The organism is Mesorhizobium sp. M1A.F.Ca.IN.020.04.1.1, assembly GCF_003997315.1.
In the GTDB taxonomy this organism is placed as follows: Bacteria; Pseudomonadota; Alphaproteobacteria; order Rhizobiales; family Rhizobiaceae; genus Mesorhizobium.
In genome coordinates, this window is the sequence record NZ_RZSN01000008.1 from 37774 (window position 1) to 59855 (window position 22082).

General features: G+C 64.9%; 18 protein-coding genes. 7 read left to right on the top strand and 11 right to left on the bottom strand.

Annotated elements, in window-relative coordinates; genetic code table 11:
* The first annotated feature begins 1 nt into the window (after position 1).
* The 5 genes from EOA49_RS03640 to EOA49_RS03660 are packed head-to-tail and all read left to right on the top strand — an operon-like array spanning position 2 to position 4977.
* Positions 2–598: a hypothetical protein gene (locus EOA49_RS03640; protein WP_067327493.1), complete on the top strand. Its 597-nt coding sequence runs from the start codon at positions 2–4 to the stop codon at positions 596–598.
* Positions 595–1512: a dihydrodipicolinate synthase family protein gene (locus tag EOA49_RS03645; RefSeq protein WP_127239904.1), complete on the top strand. Its 918-nt coding sequence runs from the start codon at positions 595–597 to the stop codon at positions 1510–1512. The genes EOA49_RS03640 and EOA49_RS03645 overlap by 4 nt, the downstream gene beginning before the upstream one ends.
* A gap of 1 nt (position 1513) precedes the next feature.
* Complete coding sequence (locus EOA49_RS03650; RefSeq protein WP_095826972.1) at positions 1514–2482, top strand: D-2-hydroxyacid dehydrogenase; 969 nt, start codon at positions 1514–1516, stop codon at positions 2480–2482.
* A 13-nt stretch (positions 2483–2495) separates the two neighbouring features.
* On the top strand, positions 2496–4040 hold the full coding sequence (locus EOA49_RS03655; protein ID WP_095825743.1) for a trimethylamine methyltransferase family protein: 1545 nt from the start codon (positions 2496–2498) through the stop codon (positions 4038–4040).
* Positions 4041–4074: 34 nt separating this feature from the next.
* A complete protein-coding gene (locus EOA49_RS03660) occupies positions 4075–4977 on the top strand; it encodes an SMP-30/gluconolactonase/LRE family protein (protein ID WP_164746681.1) in 903 nt (300 codons plus the stop codon).
* 77 nt (positions 4978–5054) lie between these two features.
* On the opposite strand, the gene EOA49_RS03665 is transcribed toward EOA49_RS03660, so the two are convergent.
* The 10 genes from EOA49_RS03665 to EOA49_RS03710 form a co-directional block, all read right to left on the bottom strand.
* A complete protein-coding gene (locus tag EOA49_RS03665; RefSeq protein ID WP_127239906.1) occupies positions 5055–5828 on the bottom strand; it encodes a glucose 1-dehydrogenase in 774 nt (257 codons plus the stop codon).
* Between the two features lie 10 nt (positions 5829–5838).
* On the bottom strand, positions 5839–7173 hold the full coding sequence (locus EOA49_RS03670) for a dihydroorotase family protein (RefSeq protein WP_127243059.1): 1335 nt from the start codon (positions 7171–7173) through the stop codon (positions 5839–5841).
* Positions 7174–7181: 8 nt separating this feature from the next.
* Positions 7182–8120, bottom strand: coding sequence for a polysaccharide deacetylase family protein (locus tag EOA49_RS03675; RefSeq protein WP_127241807.1), 939 nt, complete (start codon positions 8118–8120; stop codon positions 7182–7184).
* Positions 8121–8131: 11 nt separating this feature from the next.
* Complete coding sequence (locus tag EOA49_RS03680) at positions 8132–9157, bottom strand: NAD(P)-dependent oxidoreductase (protein WP_127241808.1); 1026 nt, start codon at positions 9155–9157, stop codon at positions 8132–8134.
* 30 nt (positions 9158–9187) lie between these two features.
* A complete protein-coding gene (locus tag EOA49_RS03685; RefSeq protein WP_127241809.1) occupies positions 9188–9952 on the bottom strand; it encodes an SDR family oxidoreductase in 765 nt (254 codons plus the stop codon).
* Positions 9949–11199: an MFS transporter gene (locus EOA49_RS03690; RefSeq protein WP_127241810.1), complete on the bottom strand. Its 1251-nt coding sequence runs from the start codon at positions 11197–11199 to the stop codon at positions 9949–9951. Before EOA49_RS03690 ends, EOA49_RS03685 begins: the two co-directional genes overlap by 4 nt.
* Positions 11196–13274: an ABC transporter ATP-binding protein gene (locus EOA49_RS03695; protein ID WP_127243060.1), complete on the bottom strand. Its 2079-nt coding sequence runs from the start codon at positions 13272–13274 to the stop codon at positions 11196–11198. Before EOA49_RS03695 ends, EOA49_RS03690 begins: the two co-directional genes overlap by 4 nt.
* A complete protein-coding gene (locus tag EOA49_RS03700) occupies positions 13271–14152 on the bottom strand; it encodes an ABC transporter permease (protein ID WP_245460512.1) in 882 nt (293 codons plus the stop codon). Before EOA49_RS03700 ends, EOA49_RS03695 begins: the two co-directional genes overlap by 4 nt.
* Positions 14149–15162 (bottom strand): ABC transporter permease, encoded by a 1014-nt coding sequence (locus tag EOA49_RS03705; protein WP_066989127.1) that lies wholly within the window; start codon positions 15160–15162, stop codon positions 14149–14151. Before EOA49_RS03705 ends, EOA49_RS03700 begins: the two co-directional genes overlap by 4 nt.
* A 77-nt stretch (positions 15163–15239) precedes the next feature.
* Positions 15240–16913 (bottom strand): ABC transporter substrate-binding protein, encoded by a 1674-nt coding sequence (locus EOA49_RS03710; RefSeq protein WP_095801128.1) that lies wholly within the window; start codon positions 16911–16913, stop codon positions 15240–15242.
* Between the two features lie 501 nt (positions 16914–17414).
* Between EOA49_RS03710 and EOA49_RS03715 the strand changes: the two genes are divergently transcribed.
* Positions 17415–19835 (top strand): FAD-dependent oxidoreductase, encoded by a 2421-nt coding sequence (locus tag EOA49_RS03715; protein WP_127240262.1) that lies wholly within the window; start codon positions 17415–17417, stop codon positions 19833–19835.
* A 54-nt stretch (positions 19836–19889) separates the two neighbouring features.
* Entirely contained in the window at positions 19890–21332 is a 1443-nt protein-coding gene (hydA, locus tag EOA49_RS03720; protein WP_127240260.1) for a dihydropyrimidinase, read from the top strand.
* 39 nt (positions 21333–21371) lie between these two features.
* Here the strand turns inward: hydA and EOA49_RS03725 are convergent, their stop codons facing one another.
* On the bottom strand, positions 21372–21977 hold the full coding sequence (locus EOA49_RS03725) for an alpha-ketoglutarate-dependent dioxygenase AlkB (protein ID WP_067327538.1): 606 nt from the start codon (positions 21975–21977) through the stop codon (positions 21372–21374).
* Between the last annotated feature and the right edge of the window lie 105 nt (positions 21978–22082).

Below are 22082 nucleotides of genomic sequence, written 5' to 3' on the forward strand. Positions count from 1 at the left end.
GATGGCCGGTCTTGCCATGCGAACATTTCCCCTGTCGCCGGACGGCTCGGCCGCTGAAGCAGTTCTGCCAAATGGGCAACTGATAGTGACCGATCTGACGGCCCGATCGCGCTTCGGCATCAAAGGGCCCGGCAGTTCAGCCTGGCTCGAAGCGCAAGGTCTCGCCTTGCCGCCCGTCAATCGCATCGCTAGGCAGGGCGGCGTCAGGCTGCTGCGTCTAGGCAGCGAAGATTTCCTCGCGATTGACGATATCGCCGGTGGCGCCGTCGCAAAGCTCGTCGCTGCCTGGCAGGCCGAGAAAGGTTCGCGCGGCTATTGGTCCTGGCGCGAGGAAGGCTGGAGCTGGATGCGGCTTTCCGGCCAGTCGGCAGAAGCGGTGATGGCGAGGCTTTGCGCACTGGACCTCAGGCCTGGCCGTTTTGCCGATGACGAGATCGCGCAGACGCGCGTCGCGAATCTCGAAGCCGTGCTGGTGCGCAGCGAGGCAGGCTTCCACGTCTTCTTCGACATCGCCTCGACAGCATTCTTTATCAGAACAGTCGACGCGGCAGCGAAGCTCGCCGACGGCGACACGACGACCCGGGAGAACCATCGATGAACAGCGTGCAAGGCGTCATTGGCCCCATCCTGACGCCCTTCGACAAAGACGGCAGCGTCGCCCGCGATCTGTGGGTCAACCATGCGAAATGGGTGCTTGCTCAGGGCGCGCATTACCTTTCGCCGTTTGGGACGACCGGCGAGGCGCTGTCGCTGTCGCCGCGCGAACGCATGCAAGCCCTGGAGTGGCTGGCCGAGGCCGGCATCCCGGCGGATAAGATGATGCCCGGCACAGGCGTTACCGCGCTGCCCGAGACGCTCGAACTGAGCCGGCATGCCCTGGAACTCGGCTGCGCCGGCGTCATGGTGCTGCCTTCGTTCTTCTACACCGCGGCGGGCGATGACGGGCAGGCGCGCTACTATTCGGAACTGGTCGAGAAAGTCGCCAGCCCGAAGCTCAAGCTGATCCTCTATCACATCCCGCAGAATTCCGGGGTGCCGGTATCGCCGGCGCTGACGGCGCGGCTCAACGCGGCATTTCCCGAAACCGTTGTCGCCTACAAGGACAGTGCCGGGAACTGGGACAACACCGCGGCCGTGATCGCCGCGGCGCCCAACGTCTCCGTCTTCCCGAGTTCCGAAGGCCAGCTCACCCAAGGCCTGGCCGCCGGCGCGGCGGGTTGCATTTCCGCTTCCGTCAACCTCAACGCCAAGGCTATCCGCGCCGTCTATGACGGCGCGCGCGCCGGCCGCGACGTCTCGGCCGCCGATGCCGCCATAAAGGAATTTCGAAAGGCGGTTCAGACCGCGGGGCTGATCGGCGGCATGAAAGCGGCACTTGCCGTGCGCTCCGGCGACCAGCGCTGGCTCAACCTGCGCGCGCCGCATGAGAACACCAGCCCGCAGGCAGGCAAGGCTTTGCTCGAGACGCTGGGTCCTCTTGCCGATCACATTCCTGGTCCGAGGCGGGGCTGAAATGTCCGCGCGGCCAACAATCATCGTCAGCAGCGACGCGCCGGACGGGCCGATTGCGGCGCTGGCGGAAACCCATCCCGATCTCAGGGTGCTCGGCTGCGACAGCTACGAGGCGCTTCCCGACCTGATTGCGGACACCGGCGCCGAGGTGGTGTTCACCATCAAATTCGACCGGGGATCGCGCTATCCGCGCGCGGCGCTGGTCGAGAGCCCGACCGTGCGCTGGGTTTCGGTCGGCGGCTCCGGCACGGATCACCTGCGCCCCTGGGATCCGACAAGGGTGACGATAACCAATTCGGCCGGCGTCGCTGCCGACATGATGGCCGAATATGTCTTCGGCGCGATGCTTTCCTTCTCGCTCGGCCTGCGCGGCTTCGCACGCGAGCAGGCTGCCAGGAGGTGGACGGCCGGCAAGGTCGAGCCGATCCAGGGCAAGACGCTTCTGATCCTTGGGCTCGGCAAGACGGGGCAGGCGGTCGCCGTCCGGGCCAGGGCCTTCGGCATGACGACCCTGGGCGTGCGCGCCAGCCCGAAACCGACCTACCACATCGATGAGGTGCACGGCATGGCCGACCTGCCCAGCCTGTGGGGCCGTGCCGATTTCATCTTGTGCGCGGTGCCGCTGCTCGAAAGCACACGTGGCATGGTGGGCAGCGAAGCCTTCTCGGCGATGAAGCCTTCGGCGGTGCTGATCGACGTTTCCCGCGGCGGCGTCGTCGACGAGGCGGCGCTCCTTGCGGCGCTCGACGGTGGCCGGATCAAGGGCGCGGCGCTCGACGTCTTCGCCCTCGAGCCGCTGCCGCCGGCGCATCCGCTGTGGGGCTACGAGAACGTGATCGTCACGCCGCATTGCTCGTCCGTCTACGACGGCTGGGACGTGAAGTCGGCACGCATGTTTGCCGAGAATCTCGCCCGCTACCGGCGCGGCGAGCCTTTGGCGAATGTGGTGGATCCGGGACGCGGCTATTAAGGAGGACAGGCCGATGACAGCGCATGACAGGCGAAGCGGCGGACGGCGCACCAGAGCGGCCGGGCGCAGTGGCGGCGGCATTGCGCAACTGCCCTGGCAGCGCGTCACAAACCCCTACGCGCCGATGCAGATCCTCGACGAGGAGCAGATGGACAAGCTCCACCGGACCTCGATGCGTATTATGTCCGAACTCGGCATCCGCGTCATGGGCGAGAAGGTGCTGGGTATCTTCGAGGCCGCGGGCGCCATCGTTGATCGGGCCGAGAACACGGTGCGGATCGACGAGAGTATCGTCAGAGAAGCGCTTAGGAACGCGCCATCGTCCTTCTCGCTAAGCTCGCGCAATCCGGACAAGCAGATCCGCATCGGCGGCAATTCGCTGGTGTTCGGGCTGGTCGCCGGGCCGCCCAATGTGCATGACCGCATCAACGGCCGCCGGCAGGGCAATCTGGCTGACTATGAGAACTTCATCCGCCTCGCGCATCATTTCAACGCCATCCATATCATCGGCAACCAGGTGGTGGCGCCTATGGAGCTGCCGGCGAATTCGCGCCATCTCGACACCTATCGCGCCAATCTCACGCTGTCGGATCTGAGCTTCCATTGCTCGGCGATCGGCCGCGGCCGCGCCATGGATAGCATCGCCATGACGGCGATCGCACGCGGCACGACCATCGAGGCACTGCGCAATTCGCCGGGGGTCACGACGATTATTTCCGTCAACTCGCCGCGCCTGTTCGACGAGGCGATGGCCGAAGGCCTGATCGCCATGGCCGAGCACGGCCAGCCGGTGACGATCACGCCCTTCACCCTGATGGGCGCCATGACCCCGGTGACGCTGGCCGCGGCTCTTGCGCAGCAGAATGCCGAGGCCCTGTTCGGCGTGACGCTGACGCAGCTGGTCAATCCCGGCACGCCGGTGATGTATGGCGCCTTCACGTCCAATGTCGACATGCGTTCCGGCGCGCCTGCCTTCGGCACGCCGGAGAACGCCAAGGCCAACATCGTCGCCGGACAGCTGGCGCGGCGCTATAACCTTCCCTACCGCACCTCCAATGCCAATGCCTCCAATGTCGTCGACCTGCAGGCGGCCTATGAGACCGAGATGGCGACCTGGGGCGCGGTGCTCGGCGGCGCGAACCTGATCTATCACGCCGCCGGATGGCTGGAGGGCGGGCTGACAGCCTCCTACGAGAAGCTCGTCCTCGACGTCGAGATCCTCCAGAACATGATGGAGTTCCTGCGGCCGATGCCGTTCGAGGAGGACGACCTCGGCTTCGAGGCGATCAAGGCCGTGCCGACCGGCGGACATTTCTTCGGGTCGGAGCACACCATGGCGCGCTACGAGACCGCCTTCTACCGGCCGATGCTGTCCAATTGGCAAAATTACGGCAGCTGGCAGGAAGCGGGCGGCCACGATGCGCTGGAGCGGGCGACGCAGCTCTGGCAGCAGGCACTCAGCGACTACGAGGAACCGGTTATGGATCCAGCCATCCGCGAGGAGCTGGACGCCTATGTGGCGCGCCGCAAGGAGGAGATCGGCGCCGGCGAGCCCTAAGCGCCTGGAGTTCAACGAAAGAAAGGGGAAGCGCATGACAAGACAGCATTTGCTGGGCACAGTGTTAGCCCTCGCTCTTACCGCATCGGCACACGCCGCGAACGTCAAGGTGATCAATGACGACGCTTGGTTCGCCGAGGGCCCGATCTGGTACCAGGACAAGCTCTTCTACGTCGAATACGGCCGCGGCACTGTGGACGTTTGGGACGGCAAGAAGAACGCGATTTTCTGGAAGATGGATGGCTGCGGCCCTTCGGCCGTGCTGCCGACCGCGACGGGCGAATTCGTCGTCACCTGCTACGACAACAACACGATCGGCCGCATCTCGGCCGACGGCAAGACGCTGCCGGCCTACGACAAGGACACCGACGGCAAGCCGTTCAGCGGCCCCAATGATTTCGCGCCGGACAAGGAGGGCGGCATCTACTTCACCGGCTCCGGCAAGGGCGGTCCGCTGATCGACGCGTCGGCCTACTACATCGGCAAGGACGGCAGCGTGAAGAAGGTGGCTGGCGACCTGCACAATGCCAATGGGCTGGTCATGTCGAACGACGGCAAGATGCTCTACCTGGTCGAAACCGAGGACAACCGCATCATCGAGTTCGATGTCGGGGCCGATCACAGCTTGAGCAACCGTCGCGTCTTCCTTCGGCTCGACGATCTGTTCCCGAACCAGCCGCATATCTGGCCGGACGGCATCAAGATGGACGAGGCTGGCGAGATGTATATCGGCCAGAGCCCGCGCTCGCTCGACGCGCCGGGCAAGATCATAGTGGTGGACAAGGACGCCAAGCTCTTGCGCACGCTTTCGGTGCCGTCGCCGTCCATGCCGAACTTCGCCTTCGGGCCCGATGAAAAGGAGCTTTACGTGATGGCCCTCGACCAGATCGATGCAGCACCTTGGCACGGCAAGGTCTACGAAGTGCCGAATAAGTAGCTGCGATCGTCGTGATCGTCGGATAGGAAGGAGGCCGGCCGCTTTGCAGCCGGCCTTTGCTTTCGCGCGATGACCGCTCAGCCGGCCATCCAGCCGCCGTCCACCATCAGGTTGATCCCGGTGACGTATGTCGCAAGGTCGCTGGCCAGGAAAAGCGCCGCGCCGGCGACATCGTTCGGCTCGCCAAGCCGCGGCCATGGCGTGCGGCGGCGCGAATAGTCGAGCGCATCGGGGTCGTTGGCGATGCCCGGCTTGCCGGTGATGATCTTGCCGGGAGCTATCGCATTGCAGACGATCAGGTCCTCGGCGTGATCGACCGCGATCTGGCGCGTCATCTGCACGATCGCGCCCTTGCTGACCGAATAGGGGAAATCGCCCGGGCAGGCGACCATACCGTGCTGCGAGGCGATATTGATGATGCGCCCGCGTACGCCGTTGACCGGCTCCTGCCTGAGCATCTGCAGCACCGCCTGTTGCGAGCAGTAGAAGAAGCCGGTGACGTTGACGTCGATCACCTTCGCCCATTGCTCCGGCGTGGTCTGGAGCAGATTGGTCGAGGTATAGACCGCGGCGTTGTTGACCAGGATATCGAGCCGCCCGAACCGGTCCACCGCCTGCCGCATCATGGTTATGACGGCCTCCTGATCGGCGATGTCCGTGGAGATGAAGATCGCCTCACCGCCAGCCGCTTCGATCAGCCGGACCGTTGTTCCGCCGCCTTCGATAGCTTCCTCGCGCGTATCGGCGACCACCACCTTCGCGCCGTCCTGCGCGTAGCGTTGCGCGATGGCGCGGCCGATGCCGGAGCTCGCGCCGGTGACAATGGCAACCTTGCCGTCCAGAAGACCCATCTTGCCTGCCTCAGCTTTCCCACCGCACCACTTGGCCTTGTCCCGGGTTGACCAGCGCGCCGTCACGCGTGATTTCCTCGCCGCGCAGGAACACCTGCCGCAAGGTGGCTGAAACGCTCCAGCCGTCAAACGGCGTGTAGCCGGCCTTTGACTTCTGGTCGGCATCGCGCATGGCAAAGGTTCGCGTCGGGTCGATGAGGAGGATGTCGGCATCGTGGCCGACGGCCAGCCTGCCCTTGCGCCGGCCAAGCCCAAACCGGTTGGCCGGATTGGCCGCGCACAGGCGCGCGATGTCGCGCAGTCCGATCAGGTCTTCGTCGACGAGCTTGAGCATGACGGACAGCAGCGTCTGCAGTCCGGGCATGCCGCCCGGGATGTCCGCGAAAGCCGGATAGTCGGCGGCCTTCTCAGCAGGGCTGTGTGGCGCGTGATCGGTGGCGATGATGTCGATCAGCCCGGCCGCTACAGCCTCGCGGAGGCGCTGCACATCTTGCCTCGGCCGGAACGGCGGTGATCCCTTCAGTCGCGCGCCTTGCTTTTCGTAGTCGTCCGCGCAGAAGAACAGGTTCTGGGGTGTCGTCTCGACGCTGGCATCGGCAAGATCGCGCAGGCGCCGCCAGGTCTCGACGCCGAGCGCCGAGTTGATCTGGCGGACATGAACGCGCGCGCCGGTCTCGGCCGCCGCCAGCAGCGCCCGCGCGATGCCATTGGCCTCGGCCAGTGGTGGCCGGCTTTCGCGGAACGCTGCGATGTCGCAAGAATGAACGCGCCCGGCGCTGCCCACCAGCAGCGATTGATCGCCGGGCGAGATGCCGACGATCGTCTTGATCGAGCTCATCCGCTTGAGCGCGTGAAGAACGGTGTCCACCGTCGGAAAAAGAAACGGCTCTGGGACATCCGCCGTGAAAAGCTCGAACGATACCGGGGCAAGCGCCGCCAGCCCTTCGAGACTGTCCGGCCTCTCGCTGACAACAGCCTGGAAGCCGACATCGACGTTGAGCTTGCCTTCGGCCATCGACATCTTCTCGGCGAGCTGGTCCGCCGTCGCCGTCCAGGGTTCATCGGTCGGCATGTCGAGCACCGTCGTCACGCCGCCGAGCGCGGCCGCATGCGTGCCCGACGAGAAGTCTTCCTTGTGGGTCAGTCCCGGTTCGCGCAGATGCGCGTGCGCATCGACGAGACCGGGCAGCAGCAGACAGCCGCTAGCGTCGATCACCTTCCGCGCTTCGGCCGCGTCTCCTGGCTGGATCAGGGCCGCGATCCTGCCGGCGTTGATGGCAATGTCGCGGCGGGCTTTGCCCTCTGCGTTGACGATCGTCGCGCCGGTGATGAGTGTTTCGAACATTCCGCTGTTCAGCCGGCACGCTTGCCGGCAAACGTCCGGTGATTGTCCAGCCAGTACCGCGCGATGTCGGCGCGCCGCATGAAGATCGCCCCCGGCGTCTTTTGCACGTGCTCGATTACCTCGCGCAGGCCGGACGCCCGGTTCGGCTGGCCCATCCAGCGCGCGTGCACGCAGATGTTGAGCATCCGTCCGCCCGTCTCTTCGGCCTCCCACAGCATGTAATCGATGGCCGAGCGGCAATCCTCGGCGAAGTCGCGCGGATTGCTGTAACCCGGCGCGATGAGGAAGCGGCTGTCGTTGAGCGTCTTGGAATAGGGCACGACGAGGATTCTCTCCTCGCTATGGTCGACGAAATAGGGCAGCTCGTCGTTGCAGGGATCGGAGTGGTAGAGAAAGCCGCCCTCGCGCACCAGCAGATCGCGGGTGTTGACGCTTGGAAACGAGCGGCAGTTCCAGCCGAGCGGCCGCCGGCCAAGCACCCTCTCGTAAAGTGCGATCGCTTCGTGCAACTGCCGCTCCTCTTCCTCGCGCGGCATGCCGGGATAATCGGTCCAGCGCAGCCCGTGACCGAGCAGGTCGTGACCGCGCGCATTCATCCACTCGGCGACGGCGGGATTCTTCTCCAGCGCCACTGCGCAAGCCGACACCGTGATCGGCACATCGTAGCGGTCGAACAGCCGAGCCAACCGCCAGACCCCGGCCCGGCTGCCATATTCGAAATGCGTTTCGGTGCCGAGGTCGCGATGCGGTGAAAGGCCGGGGTTGTTGTACTCGCCCCAATTGTCGTTGCGGCCGTCATCCAGCCAGTTGTACTCCGACCCTTCCTCGTAGTTCAGCACGAGATTGATCGCGACTTTCGCGCCGTCCGGCCAGGTGACATAGGGCGGGTTCGGTCCATAGCCGACGAAGTCGCGCGGCTGGACCGGTTGTGAGGCAGCGCTTGTCATGGCAATCCCTCTCACTTCATCTCGTTGGCCGAAATCCAGTCCATATAGGCGTGGAACGCCTCCTTGCCCGGGCGCGGCCGCCATGCCGTATCACGCATGATCCGCGCGATGTCGTAGGCGCCCCACATGCCGCCTTTCAGCGACACGTCCTGTAGGATATTGGCGTCTTCTCCAGGCGTCACCTCAACCTTCAGCGCCGGAACACGCTCCTTTGCCCAGGCGATGATCTCGCCGATGGTCTGGCTGGAGCCGGAGCCGATATTGTAGTGGCGGTAATTGAGGCGCGGCGCATCGAGCAGCGCGAGGATCGCGGCAGCGACATCGGTCGAGGCAAGATAGTCGCCCACCGGCTCCAGACTGTTCGGCCGGATCGTTTCGCCGGCCAGGGCCATGTGCGCAACACGGTTGGGGACATGGCGGAAGTTGCGGCTCTCGGTCGCGCGATCCATCGGGCCGTAGACGGAAGCAAGCCGGACCGAAACCGCCGACAGGCCGAACAGGTCGGCATAGCGGTTGGTCACCATCTCGGAGGCGAATTTGGAGATGCCGTAAAGCGTCAACGGCGCGACGTAGCCGTCCTCCGGCAGCGGCTCGCCGCTCCAGTCGGGGCCATTGTGTCGATAGATGGCTCCCGAGCTGACATAGATGAAGCGCTTCACGTTGGCCCGCGCGCGTGCCCATTCGAGCATGCGCACTGTGCCCATGAGATTGACATCGACGATGCGAGCCGGGTCCTCGGCCTCCGGCTGGCGCTTGGCCTCCGAGGCGCTGCCGCGCGAAATCGGTGTGATCGTCGCGCCATGTACGATCGCGGTGATGTGCTCGTTGTCGAGTGCGGCGGACCACCCCGCCGGGTCGAGGATATCCGCGCTGATCACTTTGAGCCGGTCGCGCACCGGAGCGAAATGCCTTTCGGCCGCGGCGTCGAGGCCGGCGCGATCCAGGATGACGGCGCGCGCGGCAGGGTCGCGGTCCAGCCAGGCACGCGCCACCACGCTCATGACGAAGCCGGTGCCGCCTGTGACGAGAAGGGTCATGTCTTGGAGCCTCCTATGCTGGAAATTGATTCAACGCACCGCATAGCCGCCATCCACCAGGAGGTCCGTGCCGGTGACGAAGGAAGCGTCGGACGAAAGCAGAAAGGCGCAGGCGGCTGCGATCTCTTCGGGCTCGGCAATTCGTCCGAGCAGATGCGCAGGTCCTAGACCCTTGTCGGCCGCCTCCAGACTGGACCAGCGCTGCAGCAGGCGGGCGGTCGCGACCGCTCCGGGCGACAGGCTGTTCACCCGGATGTTCTGATCCGCATGGTCGATCGCCATCGCCTTCGCCAAATGCACAAGCCCCGCCTTCGCCGCGCAATAGGCCACCGCCTTGCCGACGGCGACGCGCGCGAATTGCGAGCCGATGAAGACGATCGACCCGCCGCCGCTCGATGCCATCAGCGGCACCGCGAATTTGGAGATCAGGAACGCGCCGGTCAGGCCGACGTCGAGTTCCAGCCGCCACTTGTCCACTGCAAGGTCGGCGACGGTGCCGTCGGTCGAGGGAGCCGCGGCGTTGTGGACCAGACCGTCCAGCCGGCCGAATGCTTGAGCTGTCGCGTCGACAGCATCTTGGACCGAGTCCGGATCGGTGACATCACAGTCGACAGCCAGAGCATTCGGCCCAAGGCTGGCGGCAAGCGCCTTCGTCGATGCTGTGTCCCGATCCGAGCAGGCGACACGGGCTCCCTCTTCGGCGCAGCGGCGCGCGATCGCCGCGCCGATGCCGCTCGCGGCGCCCGTGATCAGAACGAACTTGCCATCCAGACGGTGGGGAAGGGCGCTGTTCACGGCTCGCCTCCGCACGGCTGCGCAACCGCGACACCGACCGGGCGCCGCCGCAGATTGATGCAAGCCGCAACCGCCACCAGAATGCCGCCGGTGCCGAGCACGAACAGCATGGCCTGCGGCGCGGTACGCTCCATCAGTCCGGCGGCGAGACCCGGCGTCAGGATGTTGCCGACCGAATAGAGCAGAAGCAGCGTCCCCGAAGCGGCCACCATGTGCCGGCTGTGCATGCGCGAATTGGCGAAGGCGATGGCCACAGGATAGACCGTGAGAGCGGTTGCTCCATAGAGGAAGAACAGCAGGAAGAGCAGCGGCAGCGGTCCGCTGCCCAGCCAGGCGATCGACGCGCATAGCGACACGGAAAGCAGTCCCTGGACAAGCAGCATGATGCGCCTGTCGAACCGGTCGGACAGCCATCCTATAGGCGTCTGCGCCAGCATGCCGGCAACGCTGACGGTCGTCACCAGGCCGACAGTGGCGGCGGCGGACAGTCCGATCTTGGCGCCGTAGATCGGCGTCAGCACGAAAATGTTCATGTTGGTGATGCCTGCCTGGAAGATGCTGACCACCGTTACCGGAGCGAGACGCAGCAACTGGACGACGCCATAGCGTTCGTCCTGCGCCGGGATATCGGCCAGGGACGGCTCGGTTTGCTCGGCGGGCAGGGCAGGCCAAGGCCTGGAGACAAACCGTGCAAGCGCCGACAAGAGCACCGTCGCCGCGCTGACGGCGAACAAATGCGGCGAATGCGCGCCGACGAGCTCCAGCAGCAGCTGTCCGAACAGCACCGCGACCGCCGTCGTCAGCATGTAGATGGAGAACAGCCTGCCGCGATTGTGCTGGTCGGCATAGAGGTTGATCCAGCTTTCGCAGACAACGAACATTGCCGCCATGGCAAGCCCGCCGAGCAGCCGGAGGCAAAGCCATGCCGGCATGAAATCGGTGAGCGCGAATCCCGAGGCGGCAAGGCTTGCAAGCACGGTGATGGCGAAGAAGGCGCGCTCATGGCCGACGCGCGACACCAGCGGACGCGCGACGAGGCAGCCGATGAGAAATCCGACCGGGTAAGCGGTCAGCACCAATTGCACTTCGGAGGGGTCGATTCCCGGCGCGCTCAATGCAAGCGAGACCGCGGTGGTCAGCATGGCGCTGCCGGTGCCGGCCAGGCAGATGCGCGCCATGATCGACAGGATGGCGCGCGACCGTTCGGCCTGACGCCAGAGGCGGCCCAGTGAAGCTGGCCTCGTCATGAACGGTCGCTCGCCTCGTCCGGATGCCTGGGACTCTCCAGCGCTTCCGCCGGAATGTGGCAGGCGATCTCGTGCGTGGCGGACATCCTGCGGATCGGTGGCGGTTCCCTGTCGCAGATCGAACCCAGCTTGCGATGGCAGCGGCTGGCAAAGCGGCAGCCGCGCGGGACATCGACGGGGCTCGGCGTGTCGCCGGTCAGCGTGATGCGGTTGCGCTCTGCCCCTTCCGGTTTGGTGCTGCGGATCGCCGAGATCAGCGCCTCGGTGTACGGATGGGTCGCACCGCCGAAGATCTCCTCGACGGTGCCTTTTTCCATCACCTTGCCGAGATACATCACAACGACCTTGTCGGCGACGTGGCGCACCAGCGCCAGGTCATGGCTGATGAACAGCATCGTCGCATGCCGGGTCTTCTGGATGTCGAGCAGCAGCGTCACCACGGCCGCCTGCACGGAGACATCCAGCGCCGACACAGGCTCGTCGGCGACGATCAGCGACGGATCGGAGGCGAAGGCGCGGGCGATGGCGATGCGCTGCTTCTGCCCGCCGGACAACTGGCTCGGCCGGCGGGCGGCGAAGTCCGGCGAAAGCCGGACCATCTCCAGCAGCTCGCGCATGCGCTGGTCGATGGCCGCCTTGCCCTTGCGGATGCCGAACTTCTTCAGCGAGCGACGGATCGAGAAGCCGGCGCTGTGCGACGGATTGAGCGTCGAGTCCGGGTTCTGGAACACCATCTGGATCGATTGCAGCAGGGGCTTCGGCCGCGCGCTCGCTTCGATCGCGGCGATGTTTTCGCCAGCCATGCGGATTTCGCCCGAAGTGGCGCGGTCGAGGCCGGTGACGATACGCGCCAGGGTCGACTTGCCGCAGCCGGATTCGCCGACCAGCGCGACGATCTCGGCCTTGCCGGCCTCGAAGGATACGGCCTCATTGGCCTTCAGCGTCTTGTGGTAACCGAGGTGATAGAACTTGGTGATGTCGGAGAAAGTGATCTCGGCTGCCGGTGCCGCACTCTCGCCGGATAGCGGCGGAAGCTCGCGATGAGCCACCTCGAGTTCGGGCCAGCGCACGCAGCGCACAACATGCCGCTCGCCGACCGGTTCCAGCGTCATGCCGGGCCGGTCGCACAGGCCGGCGCGGAAACCGGCGCAGCGCGGACCAAAGAGGCAGCCGCGCGGCCGCTCCGACGGCAGCGGGATATGGCCCGGAATGGCGGCAAGCGTGCGACTGTGCTTGCCGTGCCCGATATCGGGAATGCAGTCGATCAGCCCTTGCGTGTAGGGATGGCGTGGCCGGCCGAACAGCTCGCACGTCGGCGCCTCCTCGACCAGCTCGCCGGAATACATGATGCCGACCCGGTCGCAGCTTTCGGCGATCAGACCGAGATTGTGCGAGATGAACAGCAGGCTGGTTCCATAGCGACGGCGCAGCTCGCCGATCAGATCGATCACCGCCGACTCCACCGTCACGTCGAGACCGGTGGTCGGCTCGTCGAGCAGGAGCAGCGACGGCCGCCCGAGCAGCGCCATGGCGATGACGACGCGCTGCTGCTGGCCGCCCGAAAGCTGGTGCGGATAGCGCTTCAGCATGTCGCCGGCGTCGGGCAGGCGCACGTCTTTCAGCATGGCGGCTGCCATGTCGAGCGCCTCGACGCGACTTGCGCCGAGATGGAGCATCGGCACCTCGGCAAGCTGCGCGCCGATCGTCTTGACCGGATTGAGCGCGCTCATCGGGTCCTGGTAGACCATGGCGATGCGCCGTCCGCGTATGGCGCGCAACTTATGCGCCGGTGCGTTGACCAGTTCCTCGCCTTCGAAGCGGATACTGCCGCCGGCGACGACGCCTGTCGCACCGAGATAGCCCATGATCGCCATCGCCGTGGTGCTCTTGCCGCAGCCGGATTCGCCGACTAGCCCGAAGCTTTCGCCGGGCTTCACCTCGAAAGACAGCTTCGGCACCGCAACGATCGTCTCGGCCTTCCCGCGAAACTCGATGCGCAGATCTCGGACAGCGAGGAGCGGCGTCTCGGACGCACGCTCGCCTTTCGTCGAAATCGGCTCGGCGACCATCGTCATGACTTCCAGGCCTCCCGCAGGCCGTCGGCCAAAAGATTGAAACCCAGAACCAGGCTGACGATGGCGATTGAGGGCAGCACCGACATCAAAGGCCAGACGTTGAGCACCGTCGTGCTTTCCTTGACCATGCCGCCCCAGTCCGGGTTGGGCGGCGGCAGGCCAAGGCCAAGGAAGCCGAGAATGCCGATGGTGATGATGGTGTAGCCGATGCGCAGACAGGCATCGACGATCAGCATGCCGCGGCAGTTGGGCAACAGCTCGACAAGCATGATGTATAAAGTACTTTCGGCGCGCAGCCTTGCGGCGGCGATGTATTCCTGCTCCTTCAGGCCGAGTACCAGCCCGCGCGTTATTCGCCCGATTCCTGGCGCCGAGGCGATCGTCGTGGCGATGACGATGTTGATTATCGATGGCCCGATATTGGCGATCAGGATGACGTAGAGGACCAGCACCGGGAAGGCGAGGATGATGTCGGAAAGGCGGCTGATCACGGCATCGATCCAGCCGCCGTAATAGCCGGCGATCATGCCGAGCGTGATGCCGACGATCATGGCGACCGCGACCGAAAGCGGCGCGACGACCAGCACGGTGCGGGCGCCGAAGATCAGGCGAGACAGCTCATCGCGGCCGAGAATGTCGACGCCGAGCCAATGCGCCGCCGATGGCGTCGGGTCGGCTAGCGCCATCACATCCTGCTCGGTCGGAGAATAGAGCGGCAGCACCGGTGCGAGGATCGCCGCAAGCACCCAGAAGCCGACCAGGAACAGCCCGACCAGTGCGGTAGGCGAGCGCAGGATGCGCGCCCATTTCAGGCGTGCCCTGCCCGTTGCCTTGACGGCTGTCGCCTCCATAGCTCTCTGCTCGACCAGTGCGCTCATCGCAATCTTATGCGTGGATCGAGCAGCATGTAACCGAGATCGCCGACGAATTGCGTCGTGACCGCGATGGCGACGGTGATCAGCGTGGCCGCCTCGATGGTCGCGATATCGCCGAAGAGGCTGGCATCGAGCAGCAGCCGACCGAAGCCGGGATAGGCGAAAACGAGTTCGGTCACCACCACGCCGCTGATCAGGAAGTTGATCTGCAGGAGCAGCACCGTGAACGGGGCGATCATCGCGTTTCGCAGGGCATGGCCGATGACGACCTGGCGTGTGCTCATTCCCTTCAGTACCGCGGTGCGAATAAAGGGCTTTTCCATCACCCCGATCATGGACACGCGGATCATGCGCGCGACATAGCCGAAATCATAGATGACGAGCACCGCCACCGGCAGTACGAGCTGCGAGGGAACGGACCAGCCGCCCTCTGTATCGAGCGGGCTGGTGCCCGGCAGCACCGGCCAGAGAATGACGAATAGGGTGACCAGAAACACGCCCGACGCGAATTCCGGGATCGAGGTGAAGGTGATGCAGATCACCGACAGGAGCCGGTCGAGTACGCCGCCTTCCTTCAGGCCGGACAGGATGCCGAAAACGATCGACAGCGGGACGATCAGCAGAAAGGCCAGCCCGGCCAGAATCGCCGTATTGCCGAGCCGGTTCCAGATCACATCGTTGACGGGCAGCTTGTTCAGCGTCGAATAGCCGAAATTGCCGAAATACTGCGCGCCGCGCGGATCCTTGAAATTGAGCCCGGTGCTCGGGTCCTGGAGCGGATCCGGAATGATGCCGAGCAGCACGCCCGCCCAGCGCCCGTAGCGCACCAGCAGCGGATCGTCGGCCCTCAGCTTCTTGGTCAGGAAATCGACCTGCTCTTGCGTCGCGAACGGCCCGAGCGATTTGCGCGCGACGCTGCCCGGGGTGAACTCGCAGACGGCGAATACCAGAAACGACGCCGCGACCATGGTGAGCAGCATCATCGCCAGCCGTTTCGCCACGAATATTGCCATCAGCCGGACGTTTCCGTTCTGGGTGCGAGTGGAAAGGAACGCCCGGCCGTTCTGTCGCCGGCCGGGCGCAGCGTGGTCTAGGCGGAGGCGACCGCATAATCCTTGGCGAAGATGTACTGTGATGGATGCAGTTCGAAGCCCTGCACCTTCTTGTCCATGACGGTCGAGAAGATGCGCCAGAACGGCTGCACGATCGGGCCCTCGTCCTGCATGATCAGCTCGATCTTCTCCATCACCTTGCTGCGCTCCTTCGGGTCGAGAATGCCCTCGGCCTGGGTGAGCAGCTTGTCGAATTCGGCGTTCGAGAAATGCGATTCATTCCAGGCGGCATTGGAGCGGTAGGCGAGGCCGAGCGTCATGATGGCGAGCGGGCGGTGGCCCCAGGCGGTCAGGCTGAAGGGCGCGCTGGTCCACACTTCCCAGTACTGCGCGCTCGGCAGCGACTTGATGTTGGCCTTGATGCCGATGTCCTTCAGCTGTTCGGCCATCGCCTGTGTCGTGTTGAGCTCCCAGATCGGGTCGGGCCGCGTCACCAAATCCAATTCGAAACCGTCGGCATGGCCGGCGTCGGCCATCAGCTTCTTCGCCTTCTCGACGTCGCGCGGCCATTTGGGCAGCGCGGCATATTCGGGGTGCGACGGCGCCACATGGTGGTCCTCGGCCGGCGTGCCGGCGCCGAGCAGGACGGTCTGGATGATCTTGTCGCGGTCGAGCGCATGGCGCATGGCCTGGCGCACGCGCTTGTCCTTGAACTGCTCGACATCGGGATGCATGCGCATGACGATGGTCTGCGTCGTCTCGACCTTGTGGACCGAGACATGCGGGAAGGCCTTCATCGAATTGATCTGCACCGCGTCGGCTTCCGACAGGCCATCGACCTGCTTGGACGCCATCGCCGCGATGCCGGCGCCGGGATTGTCGCCGAGGTCGACGAATTCAAACGTGTCGAGATGCGCAGCACCGCCCCAATAATCGGCCCGCGCCTTGTACTTCGCGCCCTTGCCGACCGTGTATTCAACCATCTCGAAGGGACCGGTGCCGTTGGCGCTCGGGCCGAAGGCGCCGTTGTCCTTCGGATCGAGGATGAACATCGGATAGTGGAAGAGATGTTCGGCGACCGCGATCTGCGGCGAGAACAGGTTCAGCCGCACCGTGCTGTCGTCGACCTTCTCGATCGCCTTGTCGGACCAGAGCCGGCTCGACTTCTTCGGATTGCCCTTGTCGTCCTTTTCGCCGGTATCGTACTCCTCGACGAGATAGCCGGTGAACAGGCCGAGCACCGAGGAGCCGACTTTGGGATCGCTGACACGCTTCAGGTTCCAGACCACGTCGTCGGCATTAAGCGCCCTGCCGTCACGCCATTTCACCTCCTTGCGGATGTGCAGCGTCCAGGCCTTCAGGTCATCGCTGACGTCCCACTTCTCCAAGAGATAGGGGTGAGTGATGTTGTTGCGGTCGGTAAAGGTCAAATATTCGCAGACCTGGCGGATGACGTTGGATTTTTCGGCGAAGTCGGCCAGATGCGGATCCTTGATCTCCATGCAGCGCATGCCGATGCGCAAATTGCCGCCTTTCGGCAGGTCGCCGGCACGCGCTTGCGTCGCCGGGTCGATGATGCCGGCCATGGAATAGGCCGCGCCGGCCGAAAGCCCGAGCAGCGTCGACTTGCGCAAGAAGTCCCTGCGGCTGATCTCGCCCTCGTTAAGCTGATCGAGCAGTGTCGGAATATAGGGATGCGATGTCTTGTCCAAGGTCTTAACCTCCGAGTTGTCGCGATGCGCGTGCCGGACAGGGCGCTTCGGCGCTGTCTTTTCGACTGGTGCGGAACCGGTTTTGAAGGCCGCGGCGCGACCGCGCCGCCGGACCGTCAAGACGCATGGACGACGAGAGGCATGCCGGTCTGACCGGTCTGTATCCGCGCTCGGAATGCAGGTCCATGGCGGGTGGCTCCCATTGGTGGCGCCGCTGGTCGCGGCTGCTCAATTCCCCGCCAAAAGCTACACCCGGCCTCTATGCCTACAAACGAAGATTGATGTGGCTATGACCTCGTTTTTTTTGCTCTTAACTGCCCCGAAAAGCAGCAGCCAGCCCCAATAGCAGGCTTTACAGTCGTTTCCCGAGCTTTCTACATTGCCGGCGTTCGAAAAAGTGGGGTCATGTTGTCGGCACAAGAGCCAGCACGGACCCCTGTTGTTATCCGGCCCGTCGCCCGGCCGTCCGGCTCCGGCACACAGCCACAAAGGAACACGTAAATGCGGACTCACGCCCAGGCTGTTGTGATCGGCGGCGGCCTGATCGGATGCTCGATCCTCTATCACCTGACCAAGCACGGCTGGAGCGATGTCGTGCTGTTCGAGCGCGACGAGCTCACCTCGGGCTCGACCTGGCATGCTGCGGCCAATATTCACGGCTTGCACGACTCGACCAATATCAGCCGCCTGCAGCATTACACCATGGCGCTCTACAAGGAGCTGGAGAAGGAGACTGGTCAGGGCTGCGGCATCTTCCAGCCGGGATCGCTTTATCTCGCCCAGACCGAGGCGCGTGAACATCAGCTCCGGCTGCAGGAAGCCAAAGCGCGCCGCTACAAGATGAACTTCTACGAGGTCGACCGCGCGGAGGCCGAGCGGCTGCACCCGCTCGTCGACTTCGACGGCATACGCTGCATCATGTACGAACCCGAAGGCGGCAATGTCGATCCTTCGGGCGTGACGGCCGCCTACGCGGCCGGCGCGCGCCAGCGTGGCGCCGAAATCCACCGCTTCACCGCGGTGACCGGAACGGAGCAGCAGCCGGACGGCAGCTGGATCGTGCGCACCACCAAGGGCGACGTCCGCACGCAATGGGTGGTGAACGCCGCCGGACTGTGGGCGCGTGAGGTCGGCGCGATGGCCGGGTTGGCGCTGCCCCTCATACCGACCGAGCACCAGTATTTCGTCACCGAGACCATCCCAGAGATCGCCTCGATGGGCCGGCGTCTGCCTTCGGTCGCCGACCGCGATGGCGAATATTACCTGCGTCAAGAGGGCCTCGGCCTGCTGATCGGCGCCTATGAGCGGGCGATGAAATTCTGGGCCGAGGACGGGACGCCGCAGGATTTCGGCCACGAGCTGTTCCCGGACGATCTGGAACGCATCGAGGAGAACATGATGCGCGCGATCGCCCGCGTGCCGGCGGTCGGCGCTGCCGGCGTCAAGAGGGTGATCAACGGACCGATGATCTGGTCGCCGGACAGCGCCGCGCTGTTCGGCCCGGTGCCGGAGCTGCGCAACTATTTCTGCTGCGCCGGCATCATTCCGGGCTTTTCGCAATCCGGCGGCCTCGGGCGCCTGGCGGCCGAGTGGATGATCGAGGGCGAGCCGACGCTCGACATGTTCGGCTGGGATCTCGCCCGCTTCGGCCACTGGGCGGGCAAGGCATTCGTCAAGGCGCGCGTGCAGGACCAGTACAGCCATCGCTTCAAGATCCATTTCCCAAACGAGGAGCGCGCCGCTGGGCGGCCGGTGCGCACACGGCCGGCCTATTCCATGCAGAAGGAAAACGGCGCGGTGTTCGGCCTGAACTTCGGCTGGGAGCATCCGCTGTGGTTCTCGATCGACGGTGAGCCGCGCGAGGAGACGATCGGCTTCACCAGGCAGAACTGGTGGCACCCCGTCGGCCGCGAGGCGCGCATGTTGCGCGACCATGTCGGCATCATCGACATCTCCAACTTCGCCAAATACGAGGTGAAGGGGCCGGGCGCCGAGGCCTGGCTGAACGCGCTTTTCGCCAACAAGATTCCCTCGCGGGTCGGACGATCCTGCCTGACGCCGCTGATCGGCAAGCGCGGTGGCATCGCCGGCGACTTCACCGTCACCAAGCTGGCGGAGGACGAGTATCGCGTCTTCGGCTCCGGCATGGCCGAGCGCTATCATCAGCGTTTCTTCAAGATGCTGCCCTTGCCGGAGGGCACGACGTTCCGTTCGCTCACCGAGAACATGTGCGGCTTCAACGTCGCCGGGCCGAAGTCGCGCGCGGTGCTGCAGCGCCTGACCAATGACGATTTGACGACGGCGTCGTTCCCCTTCATGGCCTCGCGCCGCATCACCGTTGCCGGGCTCGATGTCATTGCGCTGCGCGTCTCCTTCACCGGCGATCTCGGCTGGGAGCTCTATTGCGAGGAGAAGGACCAGACCGCTCTTTACAACGCCCTGCTCGACGCGGCGCGTCAGGAAGGCGGCGGGCCGGTCGGCTCGCGCGCGCTGATGTCGCTCAGGGTGGAGAAGGGCTATGGCAGCTGGGGCCGCGAATACTCGCCCGAATATTGGCCGCAGGAAGTGAAGTTCGACCGCCTGATCAAGATGGATAAGGGCGACTTCCTCAACCGCGACGCCTATGCCGCGCTGGCATCGCAGCCGGCCCGCGACGAGCTGATCATGATCTCGATCGAGGCGAAGGATGCCGACGCCACCGGCGGCGAGCCGATCTTCCTTCCCGATGGCACGCCGGTCGGCCAGGTCACGTCTGGCGCCTACGGCTATCATGTCGGGATGTCGCTGGCGCTCGGCTACGTGAAGGCGGGCTCGGTGAAATCCGGCGATGCCGTCACCGTCGCGATCCTCGGCCGGCGGCACAATGCCGTGTTGCTCGAGAGGCCGCCCTTCGATCCCGATGGCAAGCGGCTGAGGGCCTGACCGGTGCTTGCCTGCCCGGTGACCCGAAACAGCACAGCGGCGTGAGCGGCACGAATGGCGCGGCGCTCGCATCAGCTGGTCGTAAAAGGCGGTAGGGTCGCTTTGGATGACGGTTGGCGGGATTGCGACGTCGGCATCGATGACGGCCGCATTGCGGCGATCGATTCAGGCCTGCAAGGTGGGCAAACCATTGACGCCGCGGGCCTGTGGGTGATGCCTGGCGGCATCGATGCCCACTGCCATCTCGACCAGCCTGTTTGGGGCGGGGCCGGTAACGCCGACGATTTTGAATCGGGCTCCATCTCGGCCGCATTCGGCGGCACGACCTGCATCGTGCCCTTCGGCATGCCGGGTCCAAATATGACCACGGTGGATGCGCTCGAACGGGCGATGGGCTGCGCGGCCGGCCGTTCCATCATCGACTACGGCCTCCATGCGGTGGTGACGATGGGGACCGGCGCCAACGTCGAGGCACAACTTAGCCAACTGGCCGGGCAAGGCATTGCTTCGGTCAAGCTTTTCATGACCTACCAGGGCTTCGCGGTCGACGACGACCTGTTCTTCACCGTGCTCGATACGGCGAGGAAGCTCGGCTGGATCGTCATGGTTCATGCCGAGAACGATGCCGCCATTCGGCGCACGCGGCAGCGGCTGATCGAGCTTGGCCGCACCGAGATGCGATATCACGCCGTGGCGCACAGCGAGATCATGGAGCGCGAGGCGACCCATCGGGCTCTGGCGCTGGCGGAGATGACCGGCGCCCGTATGACCATCGTCCATGTGTCCTCGCGGCAGTCCGCCGAGGAGGTCGCGCGGGCGCGTCAGCGCGGCGTCGACGTCGCGGCCGAAACCTGCCCGCAATACATCTTCCTCGGTGCCGCGGACCTCGACCGCCCAGGCAGGGACGCCGCCCGCTTCGTCTTTTCGCCGCCGCCGCGCACGCCGCATAGCCGCGAGCATCTCTGGCGGCTGCTGGCGGACGGCGGCATCGACCTCTGGTCGTCCGATCATTCGCCCTATTATTTCGCCGACAAGATCGGCAAGGCGCCGGAGCCAGGTTTCACCACGACATTGAGCGGTATTCCGGGCCTGGAAACCAGGCTGCCGCTGCTGTTTTCCGAAGGGCTGCTGACGGGGCGCCTTTCGCTGCAGCGATATCTGGATCTGACCTCGCGCAATGCCGCCGCGATCTACGGTCTCGACCACCGCAAGGGTCGCATCGCCCCCGGCCTGGACGCTGATCTCGCGCTCTGGGACCCGGCACGCAAGTGGACCATCGGCCACGAAATGCTGCACTCGCGCGTCGACTTTTCGCCTTACGAAGGCAAGGCGGTGACGGGCAAGCCGATCACCGTGCTGCTGCGTGGTGAGCCGCTGATCGCGGGCGAAAAGCTGCAGGCGCAAGCTGGTTTCGGCGGCTTCGTCGCGCGCCGTCCGTCCGATCCGGCAAAGGCCGGCACGGCTGTGGAGGACACCACGCCATGGCTCGACCCCTGATTGGGCGACTTGGAATATCGGCCTGGCAGAACGTCGAACTTACAGCTTGGGTCGCAAGGTCCGAAATGTGACCGAGTAGCGGTGTTCTGCGAGCGGCGGAATGCTGTGCTCCCATTCGTTGCGCGCCGGACCGGCCATGAGATAGGCGGATCTCGGCTCGACCTCGATCGTCTGCCGGTCCCATGTCGCGCCGTTCCTGCGGCGCAGCCGGAAACTGCAGGATGCCAGCAGGGAGACGCCTGCGACGAGCTCGAAATGGGGCTTGTCGCGATGCCAGCCGATGCCCGCGCCAGGCCGGTATTCGTTGATCAGCACCTGCGAGAACTCCGACGCGGGCCGACCGGCGAAGTCGGCGACCTTGTCGCGAAGCGGCAGCAGGAAGTCGGGTATGGCCGGTGCTTCCACGACCTCGCGGCGGTCGTAGTCGTAACGCAGCCCGAAGCCGACAACCTGCCTGTTGGCTAGATGGCCGTGGAAGTCGAAGGGCTTGAACGGCAGGCCTTCGATGCAGCGCACCAACGCGCTTTCTTCGTTGCGCGTGATCAGCTCCGGCCGGTAGCGGAATCCTTCCGGCAGGCTGTTCGGGACACCGAAAAGATCTCCTTGGCGGACTTGCGCCGTGGCGCTCGATTTCGTTGACGGCATAAACCTCAGATAGGCAATTCGGCAGGTCTCGCAAGGCCCTGATCCGTCGGCAGCCGGTGCGACGGAACCCATTGACAGCTCCGGGAATTACGCATTGGCCAACGG